The 14,655-nt window shown below is 65.4% G+C and carries 9 protein-coding genes; 5 read left to right on the top strand and 4 right to left on the bottom strand.

Going from position 1 to position 14,655, the window contains the following annotated elements; all coding sequences use genetic code 11:
- Positions 1-5: 5 nt before the first annotated feature.
- On the bottom strand, positions 6-3,140 hold the full coding sequence (locus ACQR1L_RS14270) for an autotransporter domain-containing protein (protein ID WP_434858582.1): 3,135 nt from the start codon (positions 3,138-3,140) through the stop codon (positions 6-8).
- A gap of 336 nt (positions 3,141-3,476) precedes the next feature.
- On the bottom strand, positions 3,477-5,087 hold the full coding sequence (locus ACQR1L_RS14265; RefSeq protein ID WP_434858581.1) for an ABC transporter substrate-binding protein: 1,611 nt from the start codon (positions 5,085-5,087) through the stop codon (positions 3,477-3,479).
- Positions 5,088-5,328: 241 nt separating this feature from the next.
- Between ACQR1L_RS14265 and ACQR1L_RS14260 the strand changes: the two genes are divergently transcribed.
- Positions 5,329-5,472, top strand: coding sequence for a hypothetical protein (locus tag ACQR1L_RS14260; protein ID WP_434858580.1), 144 nt, complete (start codon positions 5,329-5,331; stop codon positions 5,470-5,472).
- Between the two features lie 93 nt (positions 5,473-5,565).
- Here the strand turns inward: ACQR1L_RS14260 and ACQR1L_RS14255 are convergent, their stop codons facing one another.
- Positions 5,566-7,179, bottom strand: coding sequence for an ABC transporter substrate-binding protein (locus ACQR1L_RS14255; protein WP_434858579.1), 1,614 nt, complete (start codon positions 7,177-7,179; stop codon positions 5,566-5,568).
- Between the two features lie 425 nt (positions 7,180-7,604).
- The gene (locus tag ACQR1L_RS14250; RefSeq protein WP_434858786.1) at positions 7,605-9,161 is read right to left on the bottom strand and encodes an ABC transporter substrate-binding protein; all 1,557 of its coding nucleotides are present in this window, start codon (positions 9,159-9,161) and stop codon (positions 7,605-7,607) included.
- A 336-nt stretch (positions 9,162-9,497) separates the two neighbouring features.
- On the opposite strand from ACQR1L_RS14250, the gene ACQR1L_RS14245 reads away from it, so the two are divergent.
- From ACQR1L_RS14245 to ACQR1L_RS14230, 4 genes are all read left to right on the top strand, one after another.
- Positions 9,498-10,628 (top strand): M20/M25/M40 family metallo-hydrolase, encoded by a 1,131-nt coding sequence (locus ACQR1L_RS14245; protein WP_434858578.1) that lies wholly within the window; start codon positions 9,498-9,500, stop codon positions 10,626-10,628.
- Between the two features lie 419 nt (positions 10,629-11,047).
- On the top strand, positions 11,048-11,989 hold the full coding sequence (locus ACQR1L_RS14240; protein ID WP_434858577.1) for an ABC transporter permease: 942 nt from the start codon (positions 11,048-11,050) through the stop codon (positions 11,987-11,989).
- A gap of 10 nt (positions 11,990-11,999) precedes the next feature.
- A complete protein-coding gene (locus ACQR1L_RS14235; RefSeq protein WP_434858576.1) occupies positions 12,000-12,890 on the top strand; it encodes an ABC transporter permease in 891 nt (296 codons plus the stop codon).
- Between the two features lie 112 nt (positions 12,891-13,002).
- Positions 13,003-14,649 (top strand): ABC transporter ATP-binding protein, encoded by a 1,647-nt coding sequence (locus tag ACQR1L_RS14230; protein ID WP_434858575.1) that lies wholly within the window; start codon positions 13,003-13,005, stop codon positions 14,647-14,649.
- Positions 14,650-14,655: the final 6 nt, after the last annotated feature.

The raw sequence follows: 14,655 nt of genomic DNA, 5'->3' as shown, positions 1-14,655 counted from the left end.
TCCGTTCACCACCGGTAACTCGCAACGCTCCTGCCGGTGTAGGAGCGGGTCACGGCGGAAAACTCACCTTCGAAGGTCGCGGCGAGCGCGATGCCCTTGCGCCAGTACATTTCGGCAGAGACCGTCGTCAGTGCCGCATCACGCGCTCCCGCAGCGCCGTTCACCACAAAGCCTGCGCCGGGCAATGCCTGGAAGCTGGCCGAAGCGGATGTGGTGGCGTTGAAATCACGGGCCCATGCGGCACGACCGCGCAAGGTGAGCAGCGCATCGTTCACGGCGAATGACGCATCGCTGCGCACGCCAAGTTCGCTCCGCCCCGCCGTCACGGTTTTCGCGAGATAGGACAGTGCAAAGGCGTTGCCGCCGGCGGTTACGGTTTCGGCATAGGCAGGAAGCCGGGTGGTGGTCACCTGCGCGGCGGCATAGGGCGTCAGGCCAACGGCTTCGAACCAGGGTGTCACAAAGCGGCTGCCGCCTTCGAGACGGCCTGCGAAACTGCTGGTGCTGAAGCGAGCGCGCAGCTGGTCGATGCCGGAGATAGTGAGCGTCCGATCCGTCGTGACGTCGTGCCAGCCATAGGCTGCGGCGGCGCTGACATAGGCAGAGCCAGTCCTGTGGTTGACGTATGCGCCGGCCTGGAAGGCGTCGCTGTGTCCGCTGCCGCCCGCGGCGACACCGAAATTCGTGCCGCCGCCCGCCAACGCAAAGCCGGCGACCGTTGACGGCGACAGCCAGTAGTCGGCCCCCGCTGCGATACCGAACATGCGGCTGGAGGCGCTGCTTGATCCGACCACTGGTTGGCCATCGGTGGTCTGTCCACCGCCGAAACCTGCGGCCCAGGTTCGCCAGCGCGCGTCGAATGGTGGTGCATGCGGCGCAGCTTTGGCACTTGTGCCGAAGGTGTCACCCAAGGTGCCGCGGAGCGGGACGCTGGCATAGGCGTTCGCGAGATCGGCCTGATCGGGCGCGCCTGTTGCTGTCGCCTGGTTGCGGCTGCGGTCGGCGGCGCCGACATCGGTCATCGCCGTGGTAAACTGCGTGATGGCGCGCACCATGGTCGGCTGCACCGAGGTTGCAATCTCGCCTGCGGCTTGTGTCAGCGCCGGCGCGGTCATCCCGCCATAGACCAGCGGAATGCCGCCATGGCTGTTGAAGGAGTTGACCAGCGCGTTGGCGACGTTGGTCTGATTGATGGAGAGGCCGGTCCTGGCCGGTGGGATGAAGGCCAGGGCCAGATCGAGATAGGCATTTTTCGCATCGTAGTTCAGGCTCGATGTGAAATTCGACGGCAGATTGCTGTTCACCACCGGACCGAACGTGCCGCGGATGCCGCCATCGGCGCTGATGATGGTGTACCGCTTGGCGACGTAGCTTCCGGTCGCAAACGACGCGTTCACCGTGGCGCCAGAGAGAGTCGCTGCTCCCCTCACATTGACGCGGTCGGCGCTCGCCGGAGATATCTCGAGCATGTAGGACGCCGCCGTGGTGAATGACAGGCTGCCATTCACGGTCAACAGGCCGATCGAATTGCCAGGCGCGAGCCTGCCGCCATTGATCATGGTGTTGCCGACCGTGCCGTTGCCGCCAAGCGTGCCGCCGGCATTCACCGTCACAGCCGAACCGGCGATCGAGCCGTTCACCGACAGCGTGCCGCCATTGATGATCGTGGGTCCCGTGTAGGTGCTGGCGGCGCTGAGAATCGTCTTGCCGGCCTCGACGCGCACCATTCGCGTGCCTGCGCCGCTGCCTGTGATGAGAGGCGCGAAGGTGTAGTTCGTGCCGGTGTGGTTGAACACGATCTCGCCGTTGCCGTTCCCCAGGTTGACCGAAGCGGCGCTGAGCGTTCCCGGCGCGGTGGCCGCCTGGCCGACGTCTGCGCCGATGATCAGCTTGCCGCTCGAGCCGGGCTGATAGGCGATGAACATGGTCGAGGCAGACACGCTGCCGCCATTGCCGATCGTCAACGCTCCGCTGCCGCCATAGCCGACGTGGAGATCCGCGCTATTCGTCCAGGTCGAGCCGGTCCCATCCACCGTCACATTGCCGGTCGAATTGGCCTGGACAGCGAGCGAGCCGAAGACGTTGCTCACGGCTGCGCCGTTGCGGATGGTCACCGCGCCGCTGCCTTGGTAGCCGATGCCGAGATTGCCGCTGCTGATCCAGCGCGAGCCGCTGCCGTCGACGGTCGCGCCGCCGACTGCGCCCGATGCGACGCCAAGATAGCTGCCGCCGCCAATGTTCACGACACCACCGTTCTGAATCGTCAGCGTCGCGCTGCCGCGGCTGCCGAAATACAGATCGCCGGCAGCCGTCCAGCGCGAGCCGGCGCCGCTCACCGTCACAGCGCTGGTCGAGCCGGGATTGATGGCAGCAAGGCCTGTCCCGCTGGTGGCTGTTCCGCCGTTCTGGATACTCAGAGATCCATTGCCGGACGAGCCGAGATACACTTCCCCCCGGCTGGTCCACGTCGACCCGACGCCATCGACCGTGACGACGCCGGTCGCGCCGCTGTCATTGCCGACAAAGCCGAATTCATTGCTCACGGCGCCGCCGTTGCGGATGGTCAGCGTGCCGTTGCCGCTGGAGCCGACGAGCAGATCGGAGATGTTGCTCCAGGTCGAATGGGCGCCATTCACGGTCACAACGCCGGTCGCACCATGATCGTTGCCGACATAACCGTAGTCATTGCTCACCGCGCCGCCATTGCGAATGATCAGCGTGCCTTGGCCCGCGCTCCCGACCATCACATCGGCGCTGTTGATCCAGCTTGAACCTGTGCCATCCACAGTCGCTGTGCCAATCGCACCCGCTGTGTCGCCGATGACGCCGAGGGTGGCGTTGAGAGTGCCACCGCTCTGAACCATCAACGCGCCGGTTGCGGACACGCCGATCCTCAGATCGGCCGCCGTCGCGCCGGGCGCGCCGACCAACGCCGTATTCGGGGTGATGGTGTCGATCGCCACACTCGTCGTATTGTCAGGGACGGCGCCCGTCCAGTTGCCGGCGCTGAACCAGTCCGTCGACACCAGACCGGTCCAGTCGACGGCAATGGCTGGCGTCGTCTGCGCCAGGACCGCTCCCATGATGATAGATGTCGCCGCCAGGCCGTGACCGCGATGCGGTCTGAAGAAACGCGCCATCTGGTGCATGCGCTCCGCTGATGGAACGCGAATCTAGGACAACTCGATCTAACCAAGAGTTAACTATACGTTACAACTTTGGCGCGTGATTGCACGGATGAGTAGCACTGCGTTCGATGATTGGCGCATTCGCTGACACATTGGCCAGAGCGCGCGGATGATGTCGCGCGATGGGCTGGGCAATGCGGCCGCTTGCCCATCTTCCCTTAGACAACTCATCAGCAATTAGTCTGATGAGCGCGTAGCCCGGACGAGCGCAGCGACATCCGGGGTCTCGGGCACGGTGGTGGTGAACCCGCATGTCGCTATGCTCATGCGGGCTACACACGCTGTCAGCTACTCGCTCTTGTCGACGTTCCAGAACACGGGCACCGCCTGCCCTTCGAGAACGCCGGTGATGGACTTGCGCCAGGCGCTCGGCATGAACCATTGGCCGAGCGGCACGTAGATCACCTGGTCGTAGATTTCCTTCTGGATCTCGGCGGCGATGCGCTTCTGGTCCTCCGGCGTGCCGGCTTTCGCGAAGGCGTCGCGCAGCTCCTCCATCTTCGGATCGTCGGGCCAGCCGAACGGGCTCTTCTGGCCGCGCGCGCTGACGAAGGTGCTGCCGATCGGGTTGCCCGAGTCGGCGATCACCGAGTTGGTGAAGAACATGTTCCAGCCGCCCTCCTTCGGCGGCTTCTGGCTGGCGCGCCGCGTCACCACGGTCTGCCAGTCCGTCGTCTGCAGATCGACCTTGAAGCCGGCCGCGCGCAACAATTGCGCGGCGACCACCGGCTGCGCCTTCAGCGTGATCGCATCGCCGGGCGCGAGAATGACGACCGGCGTGCCGTCATAGCCGGCCTCGGCGAGCAGCTTCTTGGCCTGCTCCATGCCGTTGCCCTTGACCAGCGTCTCCGAGCCGACGTCGCTCTCGAGCGGCGTGCCGCAGCCGAACACGGCGCCGCAGATCGTGTAGTATTTCGGATTGCCGGTGAGCGCGTCGAGCACGTCCTTCTGGTTCAGCGCCAGGAAGGCCGCGCGGCGGATCTTCACATTGTCGAACGGCGGAAACAGGAAGTTCATCCGGCCGAGCGTCTGGTAGCCGAACTTGTTCAGCACGTTCATCGTCAGATCGGGGCTGGCGGACAGCACCGGCTCGAGATCGAGCGGCGGAAACTCCATGAAGTCGATGTCGCCGGACTGCAGCGCGTTGACCGCGGTCTGCGCGTCGGGCATCGAGATCCACTCGACGCGATCGACCTTCACCACCTTGCCGCCGGCCGTCCAGCTCGGCGGCTCCTTGCGCGGCACGTAGTCGGCGTTCTTCTCATAGACCGCCTTCACGCCCGGCTGGAATTCCGCCTTGACGAACTTGAACGGCCCCGAGCCGATCTGCTCCGAGATCTGCGCGTTGGGCGGCGTCTCGGCGAGGCGCTTCGGCATCATGAACGGCACGTAGGAGGACGGCTTGCCGATCGACTCCAGCACCAGGCCGTAGGGCTCCTTCAACTTCAGGGTGATCGTCTTTGCATCGGTGGCCTCGAGCGAGGCCGTGGCCTCCATGAGCTTCTGGCCCATGCTGTCGTTGCGGCTCCAGCGCTTCAGCGAGGCGACGCAGTCCTCGGCGGTCACGGGTGTGCCGTCATGCCACTTCAGGCCGTCGCGCAGCGTGAAGGTGTAGGTCAGCTTGTCGTCGGAGACTTTCCACTCCGCCATCTGCGGCTGGACTTGAAACTTCGCGTCCGTCCCGAGCAGCGTGTCATAGACCATGTAGCCGTGGTCGCGGGTGATGTAGGCCGGCGTGAACACGGGATCGATCACGCGCAGATCGGAATGCATCACCGCCGTGATCGTCTTCTTGCCGGCAGCCAGGGCCGTGCTCGTTGGCCCCATCGACAGCGCTATCGCCGCGGCAATCAGACAGGACATCAGCGCGGATGAGGTCCGCCGCAAAGGATGTGACATGCAATATCTCTTGATGTGAGCTTTCATCCGACGGTCCCGACCGCGATCAAGGCCCGGCAAGCGTATGAAAGCGCGGAGCAAACAAGCTTGCGGAACACAGACTTGCAGCAGTTCCATCCGAGGTCAATCGGCTTGGATGCATGGCAAGGATCGCCTCCCGCGCACGCACAGTCGGAAGCGGTCCCGCCGCGTGGAACCCAGCACACGCTGGCCCGTTATGAGCGCAACCAGGGAGCACGAGATGCCGACCGAAGCCGCCGTCAAGCCCCAGCACAAGACCCGCGCCGCCGCGCCGATTCCTGCGAGCAAGACGCCGTCGCAGGATCAGCTGACGCCCCCGCTGATGGTGGAAGGGCTGGAAGCCGTCCGCGACACACATTGCTGAGACTGTTCAGCCCTGTGGTCCTGCGCGCGGCGAGGCTCAGCCCCGCCGCGTGCTCTGTTTCGAGCGCGCCTGAGTTGAGGCGCCCGACGCCCCCTACTCCTTCTTGTCGATGTTCCAGAACACCGGCGTGGCCGGACCGTCCAGCACGCCGGACAGCGTCTTGCGCCACGCGCTCGGCGCCAGATACTGGCCGAGCGGGACATAGATCACCCGCTCGTAGTTGAGCTTCTGGATCTCGGCGGCGATCTTCTTCTGCTCCTCGGGCGACGACGAGCGCGCGAAGGCGTCGCGCAGCTTCTCGATGTCGGCGTCCTCGGCCCAGCCGAACCAGCCGCCTTTGGTGCCACGGCCGCCGACCGACACGTTCGCCACGGGATTGGCGACGTCGGCGCCGACCCAGTTGGTGAAGAACATGTTCCAGCCGCCCTCCTTCACCGGCTTCTGGCTGGCGCGCCGCGTCACCACGGTCTGCCAGTCCGTCGCCTGCAGGTCGACCTTGAAGCCGGCCTCGCGCAGCAGCTGCGCCGCGACGATCGGCTGCGCCTTGAGTGCGACCACATCGCCCGGCGCCATCACCGCGATCGGCGTGCCGTCATAGCCGGATTCGGCGAGCGCCTTCTTGGCCTCCGCCATGCCGTTGCCCTTGATCAGCGTCTCCGCGCCGACGTCAGTCTCCAGCGGCGTGCCGCAGACGAACACCGCGCCGCAGATCTTCTGATACTTCGGATTGCCGACGAGCGCGTCGAGCACATCCTTCTGGTTCAGCGCCAGGAAGGCCGCGCGGCGCACCTTCACATTGTCGAACGGCGGGTTGAGGAAGTTCATGCGGCCGAGTGTCTGGAAGCCGAACTTGTTCAGCACATCGACCTTGAGCTCGGCGTTCGCCTCCAGCGCCGGCAGCATCTCGTAAGGCGGCGCCTCCATGAAATCGATGTCGCCCGACTGCAGCGCGTTCACCGCGGTCTGCGCGTCGGGCATCGTGATCCACTCGACGCGATCGACCTTCACCACCTTGCCGCCGGAGGTCCAGCTTGCCGGCTCCTTGCGCGGCACGTAGTCGGTGTTCTTCTCGTAGACGGCCTTCACGCCGGGCTGGAATTCCGCCTTGACGAATTTGAACGGGCCGGAGCCGATCTGCTCGGGAATCTGCTGGCCCTGCGGCGTCTCCGCGAGACGCTTCGGCATCATGAAAGGCACGTAGGAGGACGGCTTGCCGATCGACTCCAGCACCAGGCCGTAAGGCTCCTTCAGCTTGAGCACGATGGTCTTGGCATCCGGCGCCTCCAGACTCGCCGTGAAGTCCATCAGCTTCTGGCCCATGCCGTCGTTGCGGCCCCAGCGCTTCAACGAGGCGACGCAGTCCTCGGCCGTCACCGGCGTGCCGTCATGCCATTTCAGGCCGTCGCGCAAGGTGAATGTGTAGGTCAGCTTGTCGTCGGAGACCTTCCAGTCCGCCATCTGCGGCTGGATCTTGAAGTTGGAATCCGTGGCGACCAGCGTGTCATAGACCATGTAGCCGTGGTCGCGGGTGATGTAGGCCGTGGTGAACCCGGGGTCGATGACGCGCAGGTCGGAATGCATCACCGCGGTGATGGTCTTCTTACCGGCGGCGAGGGCCTGGGGCACGAGGCACGGTGTGAGCAGGACGGCGGACGCAACAAGCCAAGACGCGAGCACGGAACGGGCCCGGCGCGGATGAGGTGACATGCGATCTCTCTTGACGTGACGGGGTGAACGACGGCCTCGAAACTCATCGAGACACGGCGACCGCTGGGGCGTCGCAGCATCGTTCTTAGGGTCTCCGCCCAGCGTTCGTTCCGCGGGCGAAAGACTTGCAACAGTTCTCGCGGACGTCAATCGGCATTGCTGGCGCCCTTCGCCGGCCGCCGTGCATCCAATTACCAGTCCCGCTCCCGTAGGGTGGGCAAAGGCGCGGCAGTGCTATTTGTACTTGCGAGATCGCAGAAGCGCCGTGCCCACCATATCACCACGGAACATGCCGCCTGATGGTGGGCACGCTGCCGCCTCTCGGCGGCTGCTTCGCCCACCCCACGGCACCCCGCCTCCCCGCAAACAAAAGCGGCGGAGTTGCCTCCGCCGCTTGGTGACGTCGATCGATCGAACGCCGCGAGCTACTCGCTCTTGTCGACGTTCCAGAACAGCGGCGTCGCCGGACCATCGAGAATGCCGGTCAGCGACTTGCGCCAGCCGCTCGGAACCAGATACTGGCCAAGCGGCACGTAGATCACGCGCTCGTAGTTGAGCTTCTGGATCTCGGTCGCGATCTTCTTCTGCTCGTCGGCCGACGACGAGCGCGCGAAGGCGTCGCGCAGCTTCTCGATCTCGGCGTCCTCAGCCCAGCCGAACCAGCCGCCCTTGGTGCCACGGCCGCCGACCGACACGTTCGCCACGGGGTTGGCGACGTCGGCGCCGACCCAGTTGGTGAAGAACATGTTCCAGCCGCCTTCCTTGACCGGCTTCTGGCTGGCGCGCCGCGTCACCACGGTCTGCCAGTCCGTCGCCTGCAGGTCGACCTTGAAGCCGGCCTCGCGCAGCAGCTGCGCCGCAACGACCGGCTGCGCCTTCAGGGTGGTGACGTCGCCCGGCGCCATGATCGCGATCGGGGTGCCGTCATAGCCGGATTCCGCGAGCGCCTTCTTGGCCTCCGCCATGCCGTTGCCCTTGATCAGCGTCTCCGCGCCGATATCGGTCTCCAGCGGCGTGCCGCAGACGAACACCGCGCCGCAGACCTTCTGGTACTTCGGATTGCCGACCAGCGCGTCGAGCACGTCCTTCTGGTTCAGCGCCAGGAACGCCGCGCGACGAACCTTCACGTTATCGAACGGAGAGTTCAGGAAGTTCATGCGGCCGAGGGTCTGATAGCCGAACTTGTTGAGCACATCGATCTTGAGCTCAGGATTCGACTCCAGCACCGACAGCATGTCGTAAGGGAGGTTTTCCATGAAGTCGATGTCGCCCGACTGCAGCGCGTTCACCGCAGTCTGCGCGTCCGGCATCGTGATCCACTCGACGCGGTCGACCTTCACGACCTTGCCGCCGGCAACCCAGCTTGCGGGCTCCTTGCGCGGCACGTAGTCGGTGTTCTTTTCGTAGACCGCCTTCACGCCGGGCTGGAATTCAGCCTTGACGAACTTGAACGGGCCGGAGCCGATCTGCTCGGGAATCTGCTGCCCCTGCGGCGTCTCGGCGAGACGCTTCGGCATCATGAACGGCACCAGCGACGACGGCTTGCCGATCGACTCCAGCACGAGGCCGTAGGGCTCCTTCAGCTTGAGCACGATGGTCTTGGCATCCGGCGCCTCGAGGCTCGCCGTGAAGTCCATCAGCTTCTGGCCCATGCCGTCGTTGCGGCCCCAGCGCTTCAGCGAGGCGACGCAGTCCTCCGCCGTCACCGGCGTGCCGTCGTGCCACTTCAGGCCGTCGCGCAGGGTGAAGGTGTAGGTCAGCTTGTCGTCGGAGACCTTCCAGTCCGCCATCTGCGGCTGGATCTTGAAGTTCGAATCGGTCGCCAGCAGCGTGTCGTAGACCATGTAGCCATGGTCACGCGTGATGTAGGCCGTCGTGAATCCGGGGTCGATGACGCGCAGATCCGAATGCATCACCGCCGTGATGGTCTTCTTGCCCGCTGCGATCGCCTGTGTAGTCAGCGCCGTCGAGATCGAGAGCATGGAAACGGCGACGCTCGTGGCGAGCATCAGGCCTTTCCAGCGCGGGGTGTGGAACATTACGAGGTCTCCTGAAGGGAAGGGTGACCTGAAATCGATCAGATTCAGATCATTCGTTGTGCGTGCAGATCAATCCTTGTGCGAACTAACACGCTGCAGGACGTGAGATTTTGACAGTTGCAGAGGTCGCCTTTCACGTCAATCCGCATTCCGCGCATGCCCGTTGCAGCCGAGAACGGCGTTAACGCTCGCACAGCTTTCGCTTTACAAAGCGCCCGACTCCGTCTCGTGTGACAAGACAACGACAAGCTCGAAGAGCGCCGCCAAAAGAGAGCCACCATGAATCCAGCCGATCTTCCCTTCGATACCGACGCCATGCTGCAGGGCTTGCGCGGCTGGGTGGAGTGCGAGAGTCCAACCTGGGACGCTGCGGCGGTCGAGCGCATGCTCGGCCTCGCCGCACGCGACATGGCGATCATGGGTGCGACGATCGAACGCATCGCCGGCCGCGACGGCTTCGCCGGCTGCGTCCGCGCCCGCTTCCCCCACCCGCGCCAGGGCGAGCCCGGCATCCTGATCGCCGGCCACATGGATACCGTGCACCCCGTCGGCACCTTGGCGAAGCTGCCGTGGCGACGCGACGGCAGCCGCTGTCATGGCCCCGGGATCTGCGACATGAAGGGCGGCAACTACCTGTCGCTCGAAGCCATCCGCCAGCTGATGCAGGCCTCGATCGCGACGCCGCTGCCGATCACCGTCCTGTTCACGCCGGACGAGGAAGTCGGCACGCCGTCGACACGCGACATCATCGAGGCCGAGGCGAAGCGCAACAAATACGTGCTGGTGCCCGAGCCGGGCCGCGTCGACAACGGCGTCGTCACCGGCCGCTACGCCATCGCCCGCTTCAATCTCGAAGCCACAGGGCGCCCGAGCCATGCCGGTGCGCGGCTCGGCGCCGGCCGTTCCGCAATCCGGGAAATGGCGCGGCAGGTTCTCGCGATCGATGCGATGACCACGGAGGACTGCACCTTCTCGGTCGGCATCGTGCATGGCGGCCAATGGGTCAACTGTGTCGCCACCACCTGCACCGGCGAAGCGCTCAGCATGGCCAAGCGCCAGGCCGATCTCGATCGCGGCGTCGAGCGCATGCTGGCGCTGTCCGGCACCAATGATGACGTCGCGTTCAAGGTCACACGCGGCGTGACGCGCCCCGTATGGGAGCCGGATTCCGGAACCATGGCGCTCTACGAGCAGGCGCGCGGCATTGCCGAGCGGCTCGGCATGTCCCTGCCCCACGGCTCCGCGGGCGGCGGCTCGGACGGCAATTTCACCGGCGCGCTCGGTATCCCCACGCTCGACGGCCTGGGTGTGCGCGGCGCCGACATGCACACGTTGAACGAGTATATCGAGATCGACAGCCTCGCCGAGCGCGGCCGGCTCATGGCCGGCCTGCTCGCGACGCTGGCATGAGCCCGCGGCATGGGCAGAGCGGCGGCTAAGGCCAGGCATCGCTGGGCGCGCTCAGCGGTGCTTTCGACGGTACGCCGCCACGGCGATTTCGTTTGTGTACATAGGATCGCCGCGTTTCTGCCACCGGCCAGCTCCTGCCTCGGGACAATTCCTGCTGCGTAGCAGCAAGGTTTCATTTTCCGGGACCAAAACGATGGACTTTCGCGCAACGGCGCGCGCATGATGGCATGCGCCTTGCAAAGTTCCTGCGACATTGTTCGCAATTGCGACGAGTTGCGATGAACGCGAATGCCGCGTCATCAGCGATGCCGTCGGAGACCTTGAAAGCGATTGATATCGGTGACATGCAAACTCGCTCACGCAAGAACTCTGTTACGTCGTGAGCGTCGTCCCAGCACCATGAAGGCGGTTCTCTCAAGATGATCGGTTACCTGCTTCGCCGAATCCTCGCATCCATCCCCGTGATGGGCGTGGTGGCGCTGTTCGTCTTTCTCCTGCTGCGGCTGACGCCCGGCGACCCCGCCGCGATTCTCGCCGGCGACAACGCCACGCCCGAGCAGCTCGAGCGCATTCGCACCACGCTCGGACTGAACGAGCCGCTCTACATCCAGTTCTTCACCTGGATCAATCAGCTGCTGCACGGCGATCTCGGCGTGTCGCTGATCTCCAAGGTGCCGGTGCTGCAGATGATCGGCCAGCGCATCGAGCCGTCGATCTCGGTCGCGCTGACGACGATCGTCCTCTCGATCCTCGTCGCCGTCCCGCTCGGCGTCATCGCGGCGTGGAAGCACGGCACCTGGATCGACCGCTTCGTGATGGCGCTCTCGGTGCTCGGCTTCTCGGTGCCGGTGTTCGTGATCGGCTACATCCTGATCCAGGTGTTCGCGATCAACCTGCGCTGGGTGCCCGTGCAGGGCTTCCGCAGCATCAGCGTCGGCTTCGGACCGTTCTTCGAACGCATCATCCTGCCGACCTGCGCACTGTCCTTCATCTACGTCGCGCTGATCGCGCGCATGACGCGCGCCGCCATGCTCGACGTGCTCGGCGAGGACTTCGTGCGCACCGCGCGCGCCAAGGGCGTCAGCGAAGTCGCGGTGCTGCTGCGCCATGCGCTGCGCAATGCCGCCGTGCCCGTCATCACCGTGATCGGCTCCGGCTTTGCGCTGCTGATCTCCGGCGTCGTCGTCACCGAGAGCGTGTTCAACCTGCCCGGCATCGGGCGGCTCACGGTCGATGCCGTGCTGGCGCGCGACTATCCGGTGATCCAAGGCATGATCCTGCTGACCTCCTTCATCTATCTCGCGGTCAATCTCCTGATCGACCTCGCCTATACCATCCTCGATCCACGCATCCGCTACTGAGGCCAACCCGATGGCGATCGTTACCACTCCCGAGCCGTCGATTCCGGTCACCACGCGACTGGGGCCCCGGTTCGGCTTCCTCACCTCGACCCCGATCATCGCGGTGGCCACCGTGTGCCTGTCGCTGATCGTGATCGTCTCGGTCTTGGCGCCGCTGTTGGCGCCGCATGATCCGGTGCTGCTCGCACCGTCGCAACGGCTGAAGCCGTCGAGCGCGCAATTCCTGCTCGGCACCGACGCCTACGGCCGCGACCTGTTGTCGCGCACCATCTATGGCGGCCGCATCTCGCTCCTGGTCGGCGTCGGCGCTGCGATCATCTCGATCGCAATCGGCCTCGTCATCGGCCTCGTCTCCGGCTTCTTCCGCTGGGTCGACGCCATCATGATGCGCGTGATGGACGGCCTGATGGCGATCCCGAGCATCCTGCTCGCCATCGCCGTGGTGTCGCTGTCCGGCGCCAGCGTCGGCACGGTGATGATCGCGATCACCATCGTCGAGATTCCGCGCGTCGCGCGCCTCGTCCGCTCGGTCGTTCTGACCGCACGCGAGGAGCCCTACGTCGAGGCCGCGATTTCGCTGGGCACCTCGATGCCCAAGATCATGTGGCGGCATTTGATGCCGAACACGATCGCGCCGCTGATCGTCCAAGGCACCTATATCTGCGCCGCCGCGATTCTCACCGAGGCGATCCTGTCGTTCCTCGGCGCCGGCATCAGCCCGGAGACGCCGACCTGGGGCAACATCATGGCCGAGGGCCGCTCCTACTTCCAGGTCAAGCCGTCGCTCATCTTCTGGCCGGGCCTGTTGCTGTCGATCGCGATTCTGTCGATCAACCTGATCGGCGACGCCGCCCGCGACGCGCTCGACCCGCGCATGAAGCAGCGCGAGGCCGGCAAGTGACATTGGTTTTTTCGTCATCGCGAGCGAAGCGACGCGATCCAGGGGCCGCGCCCGGAGCTCTGGATTGCTTCGTCGCTGACGCTCCTCGCAATGACGGTGGAGAAATGAACGCATGACCGATACCATCCTCGACATCGACAATCTCGTCGTCACCGTCGGCAAGACCAAGAACCCGAACGGCCCGCGCATCATCGACGGCGTCTCGATCAAGGTCGAGAAGGGCGAGACGCTCTGCGTCGTCGGCGAGAGCGGCTCCGGCAAGTCGGTGACGTCGCTGACTACGATGGGCCTGTTGCCGAAGAACGCGCTGCATGCCGTCGGCGGCAGCGTGAAGCTCGTCGGCGAGGAGCTGCTGACCGCCAGTGATCGCCGGCTGCGCGAGCTGCGCGCCACGCGGATGGCGATGATCTTCCAGGAGCCGATGACCGCGCTCAATCCGGTCGTTCCGGTCGGTCGTCAGATCGACGAAGTCTTGCGCGCCCACACCTCGCTGGATGCGCGCGCGCGCCGCAAGCGCATCCTCGACATGATGGAGCAGGTCCACCTGCCCGACGTCGAGCGCATCTTCGGCTCCTATCCGCACCGCCTTTCCGGCGGCCAGCGCCAGCGCATCATGATCGCGATGGCACTGGTGCTCGAGCCCAAGCTCCTGATCGCCGACGAGCCGACCACCGCGCTCGACGTCACCACGCAGAAGCAGATCCTCTCCTTGATCCGCGAGTTGCAGCGCGATCACGGCACCGCGGTGCTGTTCATCACCCACGACATGGGCGTCGTCGCCGAGATCGCCGACCGCGTCGCGGTCATGCGCCAGGGCCGCCTGGTCGAGACCGGCGCGCTCGACAAGATCCTGCGCGCGCCCGAGATGGACTACACGCGCAACCTGCTGTCCTCGGTGCCGAGCCTCATTCCGCGGCCGCCGCGCCCGGACAGCACCGAGCCGGTGGTGCTTGAGACCAACGATCTCGGCAAGGTCTATCGTGAGCGCTCCTTCCTCGGGAAGCCGCGCGAGGTCGTCGCCGCGCAGAACGTCTCGCTGACCTTGCGCAAGGGCCGTACGCTCGGCATCGTCGGCGAGAGCGGCTCCGGCAAGTCGACGGTGGCGCGCTGCATCGTGCGCCTGATCGATCCGACCTCCGGCGGCGTCCGCCTCGCCGGCCACGAGATCTCGATCCTGACGCGTCGGCTGCTGCAGCCGCACCGCAAGCGCATCCAGATCGTGTTCCAGGATCCCTACCGTTCGCTCAACCCGCGCCTCACGGTCGGCGAAAGCATCGCCGAGGGCCCCATCAACTACGGCACCTCGCACGACAAGGCGATGGCCCGGGCGCGCGAGCTGCTCGAGCTGGTCGGCCTGCCGGCGGATGCGATCTCGCGCTATCCGCACCAGTTCTCCGGCGGCCAGCGCCAGCGCATCGCGATCGCGCGCGCGCTCGCGCTCGATCCGGACGTGCTGGTGGCCGACGAAGCCGTGTCCGCGCTCGACGTGTCGGTGCAGGCCCAGGTGCTGGAGCTGCTCGACGAGATCCAGCGCCGCCTCGGCATCGCCATCCTGTTCATCACCCACGATCTGCGCGTCGCCGCGCAGATCTGCGACGAGGTCGTGGTGATGCAGAAGGGCCGCATCGTCGAACAGGGCCCTGCCGGCCAGATCCTGACGCATCCGAAGGAAGCCTACACCAAGTCCCTGCTCGAAGCCGCTCCGGGCCGGAACTGGGATTTTGCCAACTTCCGTCCGGTCTCGGAGGCGGTGGCGTAGTCGATC

It is taken from the genome of Bradyrhizobium sp. HKCCYLR20261, from assembly GCF_051168435.1.
Classification (GTDB): Bacteria; Pseudomonadota; Alphaproteobacteria; order Rhizobiales; family Xanthobacteraceae; genus Bradyrhizobium.
Note: the sequence above shows the minus strand (reverse complement) of the source record. Positions and strands in the feature narration are given on the sequence as shown.